Annotated in this window: 15 protein-coding genes; 8 read left to right on the top strand and 7 right to left on the bottom strand. The window is 63.9% G+C overall.

The window, feature by feature from the left end; translation table 11 throughout:
* Positions 1–64 precede the first annotated feature (64 nt).
* Positions 65–2398 (top strand): ATP-binding protein, encoded by a 2334-nt coding sequence (locus AC07P1_RS06175; protein ID WP_494694960.1) that lies wholly within the window; start codon positions 65–67, stop codon positions 2396–2398.
* Here the strand turns inward: AC07P1_RS06175 and AC07P1_RS06170 are convergent.
* The 4 genes from AC07P1_RS06170 to AC07P1_RS06155 form a co-directional block, all read right to left on the bottom strand.
* Positions 2386–3135, bottom strand: a complete 750-nt coding sequence (locus tag AC07P1_RS06170; RefSeq protein WP_494694959.1) for an MlaA family lipoprotein — start codon at positions 3133–3135, stop codon at positions 2386–2388. The genes AC07P1_RS06175 and AC07P1_RS06170 overlap by 13 nt on opposite strands.
* Before the next feature lie 262 nt (positions 3136–3397).
* Complete coding sequence (locus AC07P1_RS06165; protein ID WP_494694958.1) at positions 3398–4351, bottom strand: GlxA family transcriptional regulator; 954 nt, start codon at positions 4349–4351, stop codon at positions 3398–3400.
* Between the two features lie 56 nt (positions 4352–4407).
* Entirely contained in the window at positions 4408–5046 is a 639-nt protein-coding gene (locus tag AC07P1_RS06160; RefSeq protein ID WP_494694957.1) for a response regulator transcription factor, read from the bottom strand.
* Positions 5039–5755, bottom strand: coding sequence for a hypothetical protein (locus AC07P1_RS06155; RefSeq protein ID WP_494694956.1), 717 nt, complete (start codon positions 5753–5755; stop codon positions 5039–5041). Before AC07P1_RS06155 ends, AC07P1_RS06160 begins: the two co-directional genes overlap by 8 nt.
* 185 nt (positions 5756–5940) lie before the next feature.
* Here AC07P1_RS06155 and AC07P1_RS06150 point away from each other — a divergent pair, with 185 nt between their 5' ends.
* Genes AC07P1_RS06150 through AC07P1_RS06135 form a run of 4 tightly spaced genes read left to right on the top strand, consistent with a single transcriptional unit; the run spans position 5941 to position 9917 of the window.
* On the top strand, positions 5941–6705 hold the full coding sequence (locus AC07P1_RS06150; protein ID WP_494694955.1) for an SDR family oxidoreductase: 765 nt from the start codon (positions 5941–5943) through the stop codon (positions 6703–6705).
* Positions 6706–6745: 40 nt separating this feature from the next.
* Positions 6746–8896 carry a xanthine dehydrogenase family protein molybdopterin-binding subunit gene (locus AC07P1_RS06145; protein ID WP_494694954.1) on the top strand — a complete coding sequence of 717 codons (2151 nt, stop codon included), beginning with the start codon at positions 6746–6748 and terminating at the stop codon, positions 8894–8896.
* Positions 8893–9348 carry a (2Fe-2S)-binding protein gene (locus AC07P1_RS06140; protein ID WP_494694953.1) on the top strand — a complete coding sequence of 152 codons (456 nt, stop codon included), beginning with the start codon at positions 8893–8895 and terminating at the stop codon, positions 9346–9348. Before AC07P1_RS06145 ends, AC07P1_RS06140 begins: the two co-directional genes overlap by 4 nt.
* A complete protein-coding gene (locus AC07P1_RS06135; protein ID WP_494694952.1) occupies positions 9345–9917 on the top strand; it encodes a hypothetical protein in 573 nt (190 codons plus the stop codon). Before AC07P1_RS06140 ends, AC07P1_RS06135 begins: the two co-directional genes overlap by 4 nt.
* A gap of 74 nt (positions 9918–9991) precedes the next feature.
* Here the strand turns inward: AC07P1_RS06135 and AC07P1_RS06130 are convergent, their stop codons facing one another.
* Positions 9992–10126, bottom strand: a complete 135-nt coding sequence (locus tag AC07P1_RS06130) for a hypothetical protein (RefSeq protein ID WP_363499331.1) — start codon at positions 10124–10126, stop codon at positions 9992–9994.
* Between the two features lie 54 nt (positions 10127–10180).
* The gene (locus AC07P1_RS06125; RefSeq protein ID WP_494694951.1) at positions 10181–10447 is read right to left on the bottom strand and encodes a hypothetical protein; all 267 of its coding nucleotides are present in this window, start codon (positions 10445–10447) and stop codon (positions 10181–10183) included.
* Between the two features lie 253 nt (positions 10448–10700).
* Here AC07P1_RS06125 and AC07P1_RS06120 point away from each other — a divergent pair, with 253 nt between their 5' ends.
* The 3 genes from AC07P1_RS06120 to AC07P1_RS06110 all read left to right on the top strand — a co-directional run bounded on the left by AC07P1_RS06120 (position 10701) and on the right by AC07P1_RS06110 (position 13147).
* Positions 10701–11285: a LysE family translocator gene (locus tag AC07P1_RS06120; protein WP_494694950.1), complete on the top strand. Its 585-nt coding sequence runs from the start codon at positions 10701–10703 to the stop codon at positions 11283–11285.
* Between the two features lie 9 nt (positions 11286–11294).
* Positions 11295–12758, top strand: a complete 1464-nt coding sequence (locus AC07P1_RS06115; RefSeq protein ID WP_494694949.1) for an aminotransferase-like domain-containing protein — start codon at positions 11295–11297, stop codon at positions 12756–12758.
* A 77-nt stretch (positions 12759–12835) separates the two neighbouring features.
* On the top strand, positions 12836–13147 hold the full coding sequence (locus tag AC07P1_RS06110) for a HigA family addiction module antitoxin (RefSeq protein WP_494694948.1): 312 nt from the start codon (positions 12836–12838) through the stop codon (positions 13145–13147).
* A 231-nt stretch (positions 13148–13378) separates the two neighbouring features.
* Here the strand turns inward: AC07P1_RS06110 and AC07P1_RS06105 are convergent, their stop codons facing one another.
* Complete coding sequence (locus AC07P1_RS06105; protein ID WP_494694947.1) at positions 13379–13885, bottom strand: hypothetical protein; 507 nt, start codon at positions 13883–13885, stop codon at positions 13379–13381.
* Positions 13886–13888 lie beyond the last annotated feature (3 nt).

Genomic DNA, 13888 nt, shown 5'->3' with positions numbered 1-13888 from the left:
GAAATGATAATTGGTGACGAAAAGTAGTAGAATCGCGCCAATTTCCATTTACTGCGAGAGCCCCTTGATCGACAGCCCATCGGTACGCGCCCTGCGTGCCGCCTTGTACCGGCGCATGGAACGGCCGGAGCACGGCGACCAGGACTTGCAGGGCTGGCGCAACCGGCTGCTGAACGGCTTGTGCGCCGTCGCCTTCTGGCTGGGCCTGATGGCCTTCGTGCCCAGCATGTGGGCCGGCTTGCAACAAGGCCGCTTGCCCATGGTGGCGACGGATGTCATCGCCCTGGCCGGCATAGGCTGGCTGCACTATCAGCGCGGCATCGCGTATCAGTGGCGCGCGGGCTTGCTTCTCGGCATCGCCTACATGATCGCCGTGGTGCTGCTGTTTTCCCTCGGGCCGTTGTCGCAGATTTATCTGATGGCCGTCCCGGTGCTGTGCACGGTGCTGATCGGCAGCAGGGCCGCCATCCTGGCGCTGCTGTGGTGTGGCGCCACCTTGTTCCTGGCCGGCTATATGGGCGGGATAGAGCCCGGCCTGGCCGTGGTGGAGGTCGGCATGTTGGCGCACTGGTTCATCCTGAGCGTGAATTTCCTGCTGGTCTCGTCCGTGTTGACGGTGTCGTGCACCTACCTGCTGCACGGGCTCGACGGCGCCCTGGCGCGCCAGCGCGTCATCCATGCCCGCAGCCACGACAATGAAATCCGCTACCGGCAAATCCTCGAGGCGCAGATCGCCACCCTGCATGCACGCGAGGCGGACCTGCGCGCCTCGCAGGTGAGCCAGGCCGAATCGCTGGCGGCGCAGCGGGCGGCGGAAGTGTCGAACCAGCTCAAGAGCGACTTCCTGGCGATGATCAGCCACGAAGTGCGCACCCCGCTGGGCGGCGTCATCGGCATGCTGCGCTCGGCCATGAAGGACGCCGGCGTGGCGCCCAACACCCGCGACAAGCTGCGCCTAAGTCTGAGCAACGCCGAGGTGCTGCTGCAAATCATCAACGACATCCTCGACTTCTCCCGCTTGGAGGCTGGCAAGATGCCGCTGGAGGTGCTGGACTTCGACCTCGCCGGGCTGCTCAACGACGTGGTGGGCCTGCTGGCCGACCGCGCCGAGGCCAAGGGCGTTTCGCTCATCGCCGAGTTCGCCCCCGGGATGCCCGCCTGGTGGCGCGGCGACCCGACGCGGCTGCGGCAGGTGGTGGTGAACCTGGTCGGCAACGGCGTCAAGTTCACCGAGCGCGGCGAGGTGCGCGTAAACGTGGCGGAGGACGGCGCGCGGGGCATCGTCCTGACCGTGCGCGACACCGGCATCGGCATCGAGGCCGAGGCGCTCGGACGGCTGTTCCAGAAGTTCGAGCAGGCCGACGCCGCCACGTCCCGCAAATACGGCGGCGCCGGATTGGGCCTGGCCATCTGCAAGAACATCGTCACCGCCATGGGCGGACGCATCGAGGCGACTAGCGAACCCGGCTTCGGCAGCGTGTTCCGCGTGCGCCTGCCGCTGGAGCGCGGCGCGCCGGTTGCTGTGCAGGAGGAGGAAGCGCGCCGCCCGCACGCGGCCCGCCTGGCCGTGCTGTGCGCGGAGGACGGCAGCACCAACCAGGTTATCTTGACCGAGCTGTTGAGCAATATGGGCCACACCCTCACCATCGTCGAGGATGGCTTGGCGGCGCTGGAGGAACTGGCCGCGCGCAACTACGACCTGGTGATCATGGACGGCCGCATGCCGCGCATGGACGGCATGGCCGCGTTGCAGCGCCTGCGCGCCGGGCTGGACGGCGTGCGCGACGCCGCCGTGCCCGTGATCGCGCTGACTGCCAACGCGACGGCCGAGGAGCGGCAACGCTTCCTGGCGGCCGGCGCCAGCGGCTTCCTCGCCAAGCCTATCGATGAGATCGCACTGCACACCGAGATCGCGCGCCAGCTCGAAGCGCTGCTGGCGAACGGCAGGCCATTGATCGGCGAGCAGCGCGCCATGGCGGCGGGCGCGCCGGCGTTGAGCGAGTTGGACGACATGTTCGGCGTGGCGGAGTTGCCCGCCGCCGGCGTGCGATCGGCGGAGGCGGACGCCAGGTTGCACCGCGCCATGCGCTCGGCCTTCGTGATCGAAGGGCCGCGCCTGCTGGCGGTGGCGTGGCAGGGGCTGGACGAGGGCGATGCCTTGGCGGTCGCGCTGGCCGCGCACAGCTTGTTGGGCGGGGCCGCGTTTCTCGGCGCGGATGCATTGCGTGCGCGATGCGCGCTGATCGAGCAATTGGCTGATGCCGGCGAGCTGGACACGGTGAGGCCGCAGCTGGCGACGCTCACGCTTGAGCTGGCGGAGACGTTGGCGGACATGGCGCCGGGAACGGCGCCGCCGCCCGCCGCAACAGCGGTAGCGCCGAATAGTCAGTGCGCTTGAATCTGGGACTGGCGTTTCTTCATCCACATGTCGCGCACAAACGCGTACTCGTCAAGCGCGCCGGCGCGCATCTCGTCCAGCGGTAGGGCGGCGGCCCGCATGCTGCCGATCTTGAGCAGCGTGACGGCCATGCTTACGCCGCTATCGTCGATGTATCCGGTGGGGTTCAATGGTTTGTCGCCGAACCCGCTGACGAAGTCCCGCACCGTCTTTGGACCCTGGAGTGGCGCGACAAAGTATCTTGAGTCTTCCCATCCCCACACCGCCAGCGTCTGGCCCAGATCCTCGTTGGCGCGGTCGAGTTTCAAGTCGCTGGCCGGGTCGAAGATGCCGCCGACGCCGGCGGTGGTGTTGACCACGAAGCGGCCCAGCGTTTTGGCGGCGCCGACGGGGCGTCCCTGGAGGACCTGGTTGACCATCGTGCGCGGTTCCTGCAGGTTGGCGAAGAAGGACGTGATCCGGCGCTGCACCACGTCCGGCATCACCTTGTCGTAGGCCACGCCGATGGGACGCATGACGTACTTGTCCACCTTGGTGTTAAAGCTGTACATGCTGCGGTTGTAGCCTTCCCACGGATCGTTGGCTTGGGTGGCGTCGGCCGGGGTGGCGGCGGGCGTCACGGCGGCGGATTCCATGACGGATGGGGAAGCCGTCGGTTGCTGCTTGGTGGCAGTGCTGGCGCATGCGCTGGTGCCCAGCACGATCGCCGCAAGCACGAGGGATTGGATAATTTTCATCTGAAAGATCCTTTGCCATAGGCAGGGTACCCATGGCGAATGAGGTTAGCGGGCGTGTCGAAGCCATAGGCGTTGGTCGGGAAGACACGCCTACCAGATGGATATTGCCGAGGTGGGATTAATGAATTATTCGAGTTTTTAAGAACTCGTTAATCAACGCGACGCAGGCGGGCGGATGCTGGCTGCGCTGTGGCGGCCGGATGAATCGGGACGATCATCGATGGCGGATCGTAAAAAGGGAGCTCGCGTGCAAAGGCCGCCGTCAGCGGCCGACCGCGATCTTGCTCGAACGTGACTCCCGCACGAGGTCGCGGGGCGACGCGCCCAGCACGCGTGCGAAGGCGCGGCGCATTCGCTCGTCGTCGCCAAACCCCGTTTGCACCGCGATGCGCGACGCCGACGTGTGGCCGCTCTCGATCAGCGCCTGCGCCGCTTCCACTCGCAGCTTCTCGATCGCCTTGGCGGGCGACATCCCGGTTTCGGCCTGGAACGCGCGGCTGAAATGGCGCGGACTCCAGTTGACCTGGTCGGCCAGCTGCTGGATGCTCAGCGGTTCGCTCAAATTATCCTTGATGAAGGACAGTATGCGGCGAATGCGCTCCTGTTTCGGGTCGATCTCGGCAAGCAAGGAGAACTGGCTCTGCCCGCCGGAGCGGCGATGGTAGAGGACCATCGTCTTGCAAATCTGCTTGGTGACATCGTGTCCGAGGTCGGCCTCCACCAACCCCAGCACCAGGTCGATGCAGGCGGTCATGCCGGCCGAGCTCCAGACGTTCCCATCGCGGATGAATATCTTGTCGGGATCGACCTTGGTGTGGGGAAACTGGGCCTTCAAGGCGTCCGCGAAGTACCAGTGGGTGGTCACCGAGCGGCCGTTCAACACGCCGGCCTCGGCCAGAATGAAGGCACCGGTGCAAATGCTGGCGATCCGGCGCGACGTGGCCGCGGCGGCTTTCAGCCGCTCCACCATGAGCGGGTACGCCGCCGGTATGCCGGGCGAGCTGCCCACGATCACCGTGTCGTACACCTGGTCGGCGAAGACCTTGGTATCGATGCTCAGGCCGGTCTTGCTGGGGATCAGCCCGCCCGTCATCGACACAATTTCGACGTCGTAGCTGTCCGGAACGAAATGATTGGCGATGCCAAGCACCGACAGGATCGACAAGTCGAGTATGTGAAAATCGGGGAACACCACCAATGCCACTTTTGCTGCCACGGATGCCTCGCTGGAAACCGGTAAGTTGATAAGATGAACGCCATATTCTACGCGCTTCAATCCGGCAGTCTGACCACCGACGCTTGCAGGGAAAGACCGCTCCGGTAGGACACCAACCCGCGCTGCGTTGCCAGCACGACCGCATGGGTCCGCGCCGTGGCGCCTAGCTTGCAAAACAGTGATTTGATGTGGCTCTTGACCGTGCCGACGCCGATGTCGAGCGTGATGGCGATGCGCTTGTTGGACGATCCCAGGGCGAGCAGCTCCAACACTTCGCCCTCGCGCGACGTCAGCGCGCCGGCGGAGAGATTCTGCGTCGCGCGCGCCAGCAGCTCCTTGTTGAAATACCGTTGCCCCTCGCCGAGCGCGCGCAAGGCGGCATGCAGCTCGGCCACATCGCAGCGCTGGGGAACATAGCCATGGACACCGGCCGCCATCGCGGCGCGCACATCCCATTCGCGCTCGCGCTGGCTGATGATCATGATGCGCTCGCCGCGCTCGATCGCGCCGGGCAAGCGGTTCATGGCATCGGCGTAATCGGTGACGACCACGTCCACACCGCCGCGCCGACCGGGCGGTTGGTCCGCAATCCGGGCATGCGGGCAATCCGCCAGCAGCGCGGCCAGGCCGGCGCTGACGATGGCCTCCGGGTGGCGGATGTGGACGTGGACCAGCCGCGCCGCCGATTCAGGCAAACCGGATGTCGCTGGCACTGATCGATACCACCAGGGGCTCGGGTTGATGGCCGCCGTCGGCGTCGCGCACGTAAATCATGTGCCGCGTCGGCACCGTGATGCCTTGCGCCACCACATGTTCGGACAGATAGTGCACCGCCGGCGCGCCGCCGCTGATGTCGACGTCGTAGTCATGCCTGCGCAGCAAGCCGTCGTCGGAAAAATAGAACGTCTGTACCGGGCTGTGGGTCGCCAGGTCGGTTGGGAAGGTGGCCTGCAACCGGCGCCACACTTGGCCGTTTTCTTCCCAGGAAGACAGCTCCGATAGTGAAAAACCGGGACCAGCAAGCATGAAAGGCATCGTGAAATAGTTCCAGATCGCATAGCCAACAAAATAAGCCAACTGCGTATTGCTCCACGGCGTGTCGAGCTGGTGGCCGGCAAAGCTGGAGCGTGGCGCCAGGGCTTCTTCGATGAGCGCGCCGTCCGCGCCGACCAGCGCGACACGCTGCGGCGTCACTTCGGTGCGCGCCGCAGCGCCGAACGGGCTGTGCGACGTCCACGGTTGATGCAGTTTGATTTGGACGTCCACTTCGTCGAGCAAGCCCGGCTTGCCTTTGAGCGGCCAGATGACACCCCCCTGCGACAGATGCGCCGACAAGGTGCTGAATCCGTTCCAGCGCGCCGTGCCGCCGTGTGCTTCGATGATTTTGTCGAGCAGCGTGTGCATGATTTCCTTTCGAATCGATAGTGCCACCGATTATAGGAGCGCCCGCGCCACCGAAACGGACAGGAAACCCTCGCTTTCGGACATTGATTCCAAGATGTCTTTTATTGCGGGAAGTACGTCCGCTGCGGGCGGTGAAGTGCGTTCAGAATTGCAAGCACCCAACCAACCGAACGAAGGCAGGCATCATGAAACCGAGCGGCAATACGATCTTCATCACCGGCGGCACGTCGGGCATCGGACGCGGCATCGCCGAAGCATTCCATCGCCTCGGCAACCAGGTCATCATCAGCGGCCGCCGCGCGGCGCTGCTCGACGAAGTGACCAAGGCCAACCCTGGCATGCACGGCGTGCAACTGGACATCCAGAATCCGCAACAGATCAGGGCGGTGGCCGCCCAATTGGTCAAGGACTTCCCCGCACTGAACGTGTTGTTCAATAACGCCGGCATCATGCCCTTCGACGACGCCGCCGGCGAGATCGACGACGCCGCCGCCGTGCAGACGGTCACCACCAACCTGCTCGGTCCGGTGCGCATGACATCGGCGCTGCTGCCGCACCTCAAGCGGCAGAAGGACGCATTGGTGATCCACAACTCGTCGGTGCTCGCCTTCGTGCCGCTGGCCAGCACGGCCGTTTACTCCGCCACCAAGGCCGCGATGCATTCGTATGCGCTGTCGCAGCGCTTCATGCTGGCCGGCAGCGGTGTGCGCGTGGTGGAGATTTCGCCGCCGTGGGTCGATACCGACCTGGTCTACAAGAGCGGCGATGCGCGCGCCATGCCGCTGCCGGATTTCGTCGCCGCCACCATGGCGGGCCTGGCCAGCGGCAAGGATGAGGTCTACGTCGAGCAGGTGCGGGCGCTGCGCGACAACCCGGGCTCCGGTGAACACGCGTTCGTCAACGCCTTCAACCAGTCGCTCAAAGACAATCCGATCCCCGTTGGCCATTGAGCACCCACCAAAGTATGAGCGCGCCGCGCAAGGAGTTTGCATGACCGATCGCCGTTTATTTCTCAAAGCCGTGGCGGCGGGGAGCGGCCTGCTGCTGCAGGTCGCCATCCCGTCCGTCCGCGCGCGCGACAGCGCCGCCACTGCGGACTGGGAAGCCAACGCGGTGGTGCGCATCGCCGCCGACGGCAAGGTCCACATGACGATGCCCTATGTCGAGATGGGACAGGGCACGTATACCTCGATCCCGATGCTGATTGCCGAGGAGCTTGAGGTCGATTTGCGCGACGTCGTACTTGAACACGCCGGCGCCGACGATAAGCGTTACATCAATCCGGCGCTGGGCTTCCAGGTGACGGGCGGTTCGACCACGATCCGCGCCGCCTGGCTGCCGATGCGCCAGGCCGGCGCCGCCGCGCGCATGCTGCTGGTGCGGGCGGCGGCCGAAGCGTGGCGCGTCGATCCCGCAAGCTGTCGCGCGCAGAAGGGCGCGGTGATCCACGCGGCCAGCGGCCGCAGGCTGCGTTATGGGGCGCTGACGGCGGCGGCGGCCAAACTGCCATTGCCCGCGCCCGAGGCGATCGTATTGAAGCAGCCGAAGGACTTCCGCCTGATCGGCACGGCCGCGCGCCGCCTCGACACGCCGGGCAAGCTCGATGGCTCGGCACGGTACGGCATCGACGTACAGCTGCCGGGCATGAAGGTGGCGGCGCTGGCCATCACGCCGGCCTATGGCGGCCGCTTGCTGGACCTGGACGAGGCGGCAGCGCTCAAGGTGCCCGGCGTACGCCAGGTGGTGCGCCTGGAAGACTGCGCCGCCGTGGTCGCGGACAACTACGGCGCGGCGCAGAAGGGTTTGTCGCTGCTGGCGTTGCGCTGGGACGATGGCCCGAACGCGCATCTGTCCACCGCCGACATCGTCGCCGACATGGCCCGTGCCGCCGGCCAGGGCGCGGCCAAGGTGCGCAGCGACGGCGAACCGGAACAGGCCTTTGCCAAAGCGGCGCACGTGGTGGAAGCGGTCTACGAGCTGCCCTTCCTGGCGCACGCGCCGATGGAACCGATGAACTGCACCGTGCACGTGCAGGCGGACCGCTGCGACGTCTGGACCGGCACCCAGGTCGTCACCCGTGCCGTGGCCGTGGCCGCCAAGGTCACAGGCCTGCCGGAAGCGAACGTCACCGTCCATAACTTTCTGCTCGGCGGAGGCTTCGGGCGTCGGCTGGAAATCGACGGCGTCGAGCGCGCCGTGCGCATCGCGCGCGCGGTCCGGCATCCGGTCAAGGTGATCTGGAGCCGCGAGGAGGATATCCAGCACGACATGTACCGTCCGTACTTCTACGACCGCATGCGCGCCGGCCTCGACGAGCAGGGCATGCCGGTGGCGTGGTCGCATCACGTGACGGGTTCGTCGATCCTGGCGCGCTTCCTGCCGCCGGCCTTCAACAACGGCTTCGACACGGAAACCGTCGACGGCGCCGAGGCGCCACCCTACGCCTTCAAGGCCATCAAGGTGGCGTACACGCGGCACGAACCGCCGATGATACCGACCGCGTTCTGGCGCGGCGTCGGCCCGAGCCACAATGTGTTCGTGGTCGAGAGCTTCATCGACGAACTGGCGGCTGCCGCCAAGGCCGATCCGCTGCGCTACCGGCTGGCGTTGCTGGACAAGAATCCGCGCGCGGAAAGGGTGTTGAAGCTGGCGGCGGAGAAGGCCAACTGGCGGGGCCCGCGCGACGGCGACATTGGCCGCGGCCTGTCGTTTCAATTCGCCTTTGGCACCTATATGGCGATGGTGGTCGACGCGCGTATCGCGGATGGCGAGGTGCGCGTCCAGCGCGTCGTCTGCGCGCTCGACTGCGGCATCGTGGTCAATCCCGACACCGTGCGGGCGCAGGTCGAAAGCGCCGTCGTCTTCGGCATCTCCGGCGCGCTGTGGGGCGACATCACGTTCCGGAACGGCCGCGTCGAACAAAGCAACTTCCACGATTACCGCGTGCTGCGCATGCACGAAACGCCGGTCATCGAAACCCACATCGTCGCCAGCGACGAAGCGCCCGGCGGCATGGGCGAACCGGGCACCTCGGCGCTGATGCCGGCGCTGGCCAACGCCGTCTACGCCGCCACCGGCCGACGCATCCGCAAACTGCCGATCGCCACGGCGTTGCAGGCAACCCCACAGGAGCAGACATGATTTCACTGAACATCAACGGCAAGGCCGTCCCCGTGCACGCCGAACCCGACACACCGCTGTTGTGGGTGCTGCGCGACGAGCTGCACCTGTCCGGCACCAAGTTCGGCTGCGGCATGGCGCTGTGCGGTGCCTGCACCGTCCACATCGACGGCCAGCCGACGCGCGCGTGCGTGCTGCCGGTGTCGGCGGCGGCGGGCAAGAAGGTGACGACCATCGAGGCGATCGGCGCCACGCCGGTGGGCAAGCGCGTGGCGCTCGCCTGGGCCGAGATCGACGTGCCGCAATGTGGCTATTGCCAGTCCGGCCAGATCATGGCGGCGACCGCGCTGTTGCGCGCGATCCCCAAACCCAGCGACAAGGATATCGACCAGGCGATGTCGGGCAACATCTGCCGCTGCGGCACCTACCCGCGCATCCGCGCGGCGATCCACAAGGCGGCGGGGCAGGCATGATGCGGCATGCGGGTTTGGCGCTGTTTCTGGCCTTGGGAGTGGGTCTGGTTGGGTCGGTGGGCGTGGCTCATGCCGCGCCGGAGAAGGCTCCCGGCGCGCTGTTCGACCCGGTCGCCAGCGTGGTGATGACGCCGCGCTGCGTGAATTGCCATCAGGCCGACGCCCCGCGCCAGAAGGATTTCGCGGTGCTCCACGCGCAGCAGGTGGTGCGGGGAAAAGACGGCCATGGCTCGGCGGTGCTGCAATGCGCCGCCTGTCACCAGGCTACCAACACCGCGCAGGGCAAGGTGCCTGGCGCGCCGAACTGGCATCTGGCGCCGCTCAGCATGCGCTGGCAGGGGTTGGACAAGAAAGCAGTCTGCCGGCAGATGCGCGATCCGGTCCGCAACGGCAACCGCAAAACCGGCGAGCAGGTCATCGAACATATGAAAACCGATCCGTTGGTGTTGTGGGCCTGGAATCCCGGCGCCAACCGCACGCAACCGCCGATGTCGCACGAGGAGTTTGTGCAGGTATTGGAGAAATGGGCGGATGGGGGAATGCCATGCCCGGATGACGGCGCCAAGTAACCCGCGAGGTGTTTGCAGATTGGCGAAAGGCCCGCCGGCGATCCCTCGCCGGCGGGCCTTTTAATTGCTACCTGTTAGAAGCAGCAGGCGAGCATCTTCAGGCAGCATTCCAGGCTGCCGCAGCAGTCCATGGTGGTCGCCGCATAGGCGCCAGCCGAAGCCAGCAGGATGGCCGTCACGGCGCTTGCTTTGATGATGATTGATTTCATGGTGTTTCCTTTATTAGCTAGAAGTTGAGCTGCTCGTAACATCACTTCGGCGTGCTAATCGGGCGGGCACCACACATCTCTCACCGGTGCCGGAGAGATGGTCGGGGCGGGGCAGTGGGCTGGCAGGCGCGTCAGCGTCGGCGCGGACAGTGCGATATCGGCGGCGATGGCGGGCATCGCGGCCGGCAGACAATCCATCGCCACGCATTGCGTCACTGGACAATCGGCGTTCTTGCAGCACATGCGAGCGGGCGCGGCCGCCAGCAGGGAGCTGTGCAGCACGAAGACCAGCGCGATGATCATGGCAAGGAACTGTCGCATGGGACGATTGTAGCAAGATTGCGGGAGGTGAGGCCGAATCAGTATTAATTGGCAGATGCTGATCAGGCGGTCGTCAATCGTGCGTGGCTGGCCCGCGAAGGAAATGTTTTGTGTGATGGGCCATCCATCGATGAGGCAACTGTAGCTGTACATCGATTGATACAGCATGGGTCTGTCCCCTTTGTCTTGTGCCTTGTCCCCGCCGCGCCGCACTTCTAGACTTGTGCCATTCCCATGCCGCGAATTGCACACCATGATCGAACTCTTGCCCTTGATGAGCTATTGCCTCGTAATGTCGGCCTCCCCCGGGCCGAACAACGTCATGCTCGCCACCACTGGCGCCAATTTTGGTGCGCGCGGCGCGCTGCCAGCCATTCTGGGCATCCAGGTCGGCATGTTCGTGCAAACCATGCTGATGTGCGTGGGGCTGGGAAGTGTTTTTATAGCCTACCCGTGGGCGCAACAAGCGCTGCGTATCGCGGGATCGTTGTACCTGGTGTTTTTGGCATGGAAACTCAGTGGAGCATCGGTGGGGGGAGCGCATGCACCCAAGGCGGTGTCATTTGCCCAGGCTACGGCATTTCAAGCGCTTAACCCCAAGAGCTGGCTGAAGGCCATAACCGTGGCATCGGTTTTCATGCCTGCGGGGCACAACACGGTCGGTAGCGCGCTACTGGTGGCGGTGATTGGCACCCTGGTGGGAATGCCTTGCAATGTCATGTGGGCCTTGTTTGGCGTCTCGATTCGTCGCTTGCTAAAAGATCCGCGCAAGCAGCGCGTCTTCAATTTAACGATGGGCGCAACCTTGCTCGTGCTGGCCGCGATGTTTTTACGCTAGACTTTCATCATGTTCGCCATCGACCGCTCCTCTCCCATCGCCTTGTCCAAGCAGATTGAGGCAAAGTTGCGCCACATGGTCGAGAGCCGGGCCCTGGCTGGAGGCGCCAAACTGTTGTCGATACGCCAGCTGGCCGCCCAGTTGGCGGTCAGCACGAATACCGTCGTGGTGGCCTATGACAGGTTGGTCGCGGCAGGCGTCATTGATTCCCATGGCACGGCGGGATTTTTTGTCTCCACAAGGAACGACACCAGCAAATCGCTTCCCGATGAGGTCGCGCTGGAAGCGGGCGAGGAGCAAGAGCCGGTCTGGTTGGCGCAGCAAGGAAACGACCAACGCGCTGGTATATTGCTGGCAAGCAGTGGCGCATTGCCGCCGACCTGGCTGCAAGACGCGGTACCGGCCACCGCCGTGCAGAGGGCCTTGGCGCGTAGCGCCGCCGGCATGGCCTCGCGCTGTCCGCCTCAGGGACTTCCGGAATTACGCGAGCACATCGCGCTGCTGTTGCGCGGCATCGGCGCCCCCTTTGACGCCGGCCACATACTCACCACCTTTGGCGGCACCCATGCGATCGACTTGATTTGCCGAAGTTTTTTGCAAGCTGGCGACACCGTGTTAGTGGAAGACCCGGGTTATTTTCTGATGTTTGGCAGGTTACGCCAGGACGGCATTCGTTTGGTGTCCATCAAGCGGCGCCCCGATGGACTCGATCTGGACGAATTGGAGGCCGCCTGCCGCGAGCACCGTCCACGCCTGCTGTTCATGCAAACGGCCTTGCATAATCCCACAGGCTGGAGCAGCAGCGCCGCCAATTTGCACAAGGTCTTGATGTTGGCGCAGCAATACGGTTTCTTGATCGCCGAAGACGACGTGCATGGCCATTTTCAGCAAGGCCATAGTACGCGGCTGGCATCCCTCTCCGGGCTTGATGGTGTGATTTATTACTCCAGCTTTTGCAAGGCGCTGAGCCCCGCCTTGCGCATGGGCTATCTCGCCGCCGCCCCCGCCTTGCTCAGAGTGCTGATGCGGACCAAGATCCATTCCATCATGACGACGCCGGCGCTGAATGAATATGTGCTGCTGGAAGTGCTCAGAGCCGGCAACTTGCGCAAACATCTGGATCGTCTACAACGCAAGATCATGGTGGCACGCAACGCTAGCACGCGCCAATTGAGCGCGGCGGGCGTGCGTTTCGAGCAGCCTGGGGACGCCGGCATTTTCTTGTGGGGTACGATGCCGGAAGGCCTGGACGTTGATCTGCTGGTGCAAGACGCCTACCGCAACAAGATCCTGCTCATGCGTGGCGCCGCCTTCTCGGTGAATGACACACCCGACCGGCACATCCGTTTCAACGTCGCTTTTAGCCAGCATCCACGCCTGAGCACCTACCTGCAAGAGCGCTTGCAAGCCGTGGCCGGAGCGCGCGCAAGTTTGGCGCGTGTCGGCGCGGCTAGTTCGGATGGCAAGCGCTAATTCCTGGCGGTTGACCTTCAGATTCGAGGGGACGGATGCCATCCTTGTCGACTATCAAGATTATCATTAGGAATATCATGGCACGCATGTTTAACCCACCACATCCGGGACTGACTTTACGTGATGACGTGCTACCAGCGCTGGGTCTGTCAGTGACTGAAGCCGCGCAGCAGCTGGACGTCAATCGTGTCACGCTGTCTCGTGTCCTAAACGGGCACGCTGCTATTTCGCCGGAGATGGCTTTGCGTATCGAGGCATGGCTGGGCATAGAGCGGGGCGGCGAAGCGCGGCTGTGGCTGGCGGAGCAGAGCGCATATGATTTGTGGCAAGCTGAACAGCGCTTCGCGAAAACTCCGTTGCAAGTCCAACCTGCGCCTTTGGCGGCTTGAGCCTGCCGGATCCTACTGTTACGCGCGCGCTGAACACGCTGGTTTGCTCACATCAGCGCAATCGAGGCCGGCGTGCAAAAAAAAAGCTGCACGATGCATCCATCGGATTTTAGAACACAAAGCCAGCCGGTAAGGGCTGGGCTAAGTGATTGTTTTTGCTGATGCCGACTGCCTGAATCGAAGTTCGATAAGTTTCAAGGGGTTGCAGCTTCAGATGGCAATTTTTTGCCACTACCCTAAAAGAAGCTGGGTTCGGCGGACACTCAGCCAGCGTTCACCATAGTTTTCCTTGAGCGTGGCACCAAGCTTGCCTTTCAAGTGCCCGTTCAAGGTCTCTAACGAGACGAGCCGATCTATCCATCCACGCGAATGTGCGTGCCGCACGGCCGCCATATCGGGGCTGTTCAGCAGCCAGACTTCGCCGACTGGAAGACTGCCGGCATAGATCAACAGATCACGCTCCCCGTCGTCGAGCAGCACGTTTGGGTAGGTTTGGTGAAATTTGGCACGCATCTCGCTGGTTATAATTTGTACGTGACGAATCGAACTTCGCAGAGTTGCTTCATCAATATGAGTTTCCGGCGACCGATTTTGAGAACCTGTTTGCGTCTCTTCAATTACCTTCTCTACTGTCTCTAGGCTGAAATATCCGGCAATCGTCTTCCAACAACCTGTTCGGTGGGCTTCAATGATGACATTGGTATCGACAAGAACTCGTTGTTTTGAACTGAAAGTCATGCG

It is taken from the genome of Duganella sp. GW821-FHT07F09 (assembly GCF_059418705.1).
Note: the sequence above shows the minus strand (reverse complement) of the source record. Positions and strands in the feature narration are given on the sequence as shown.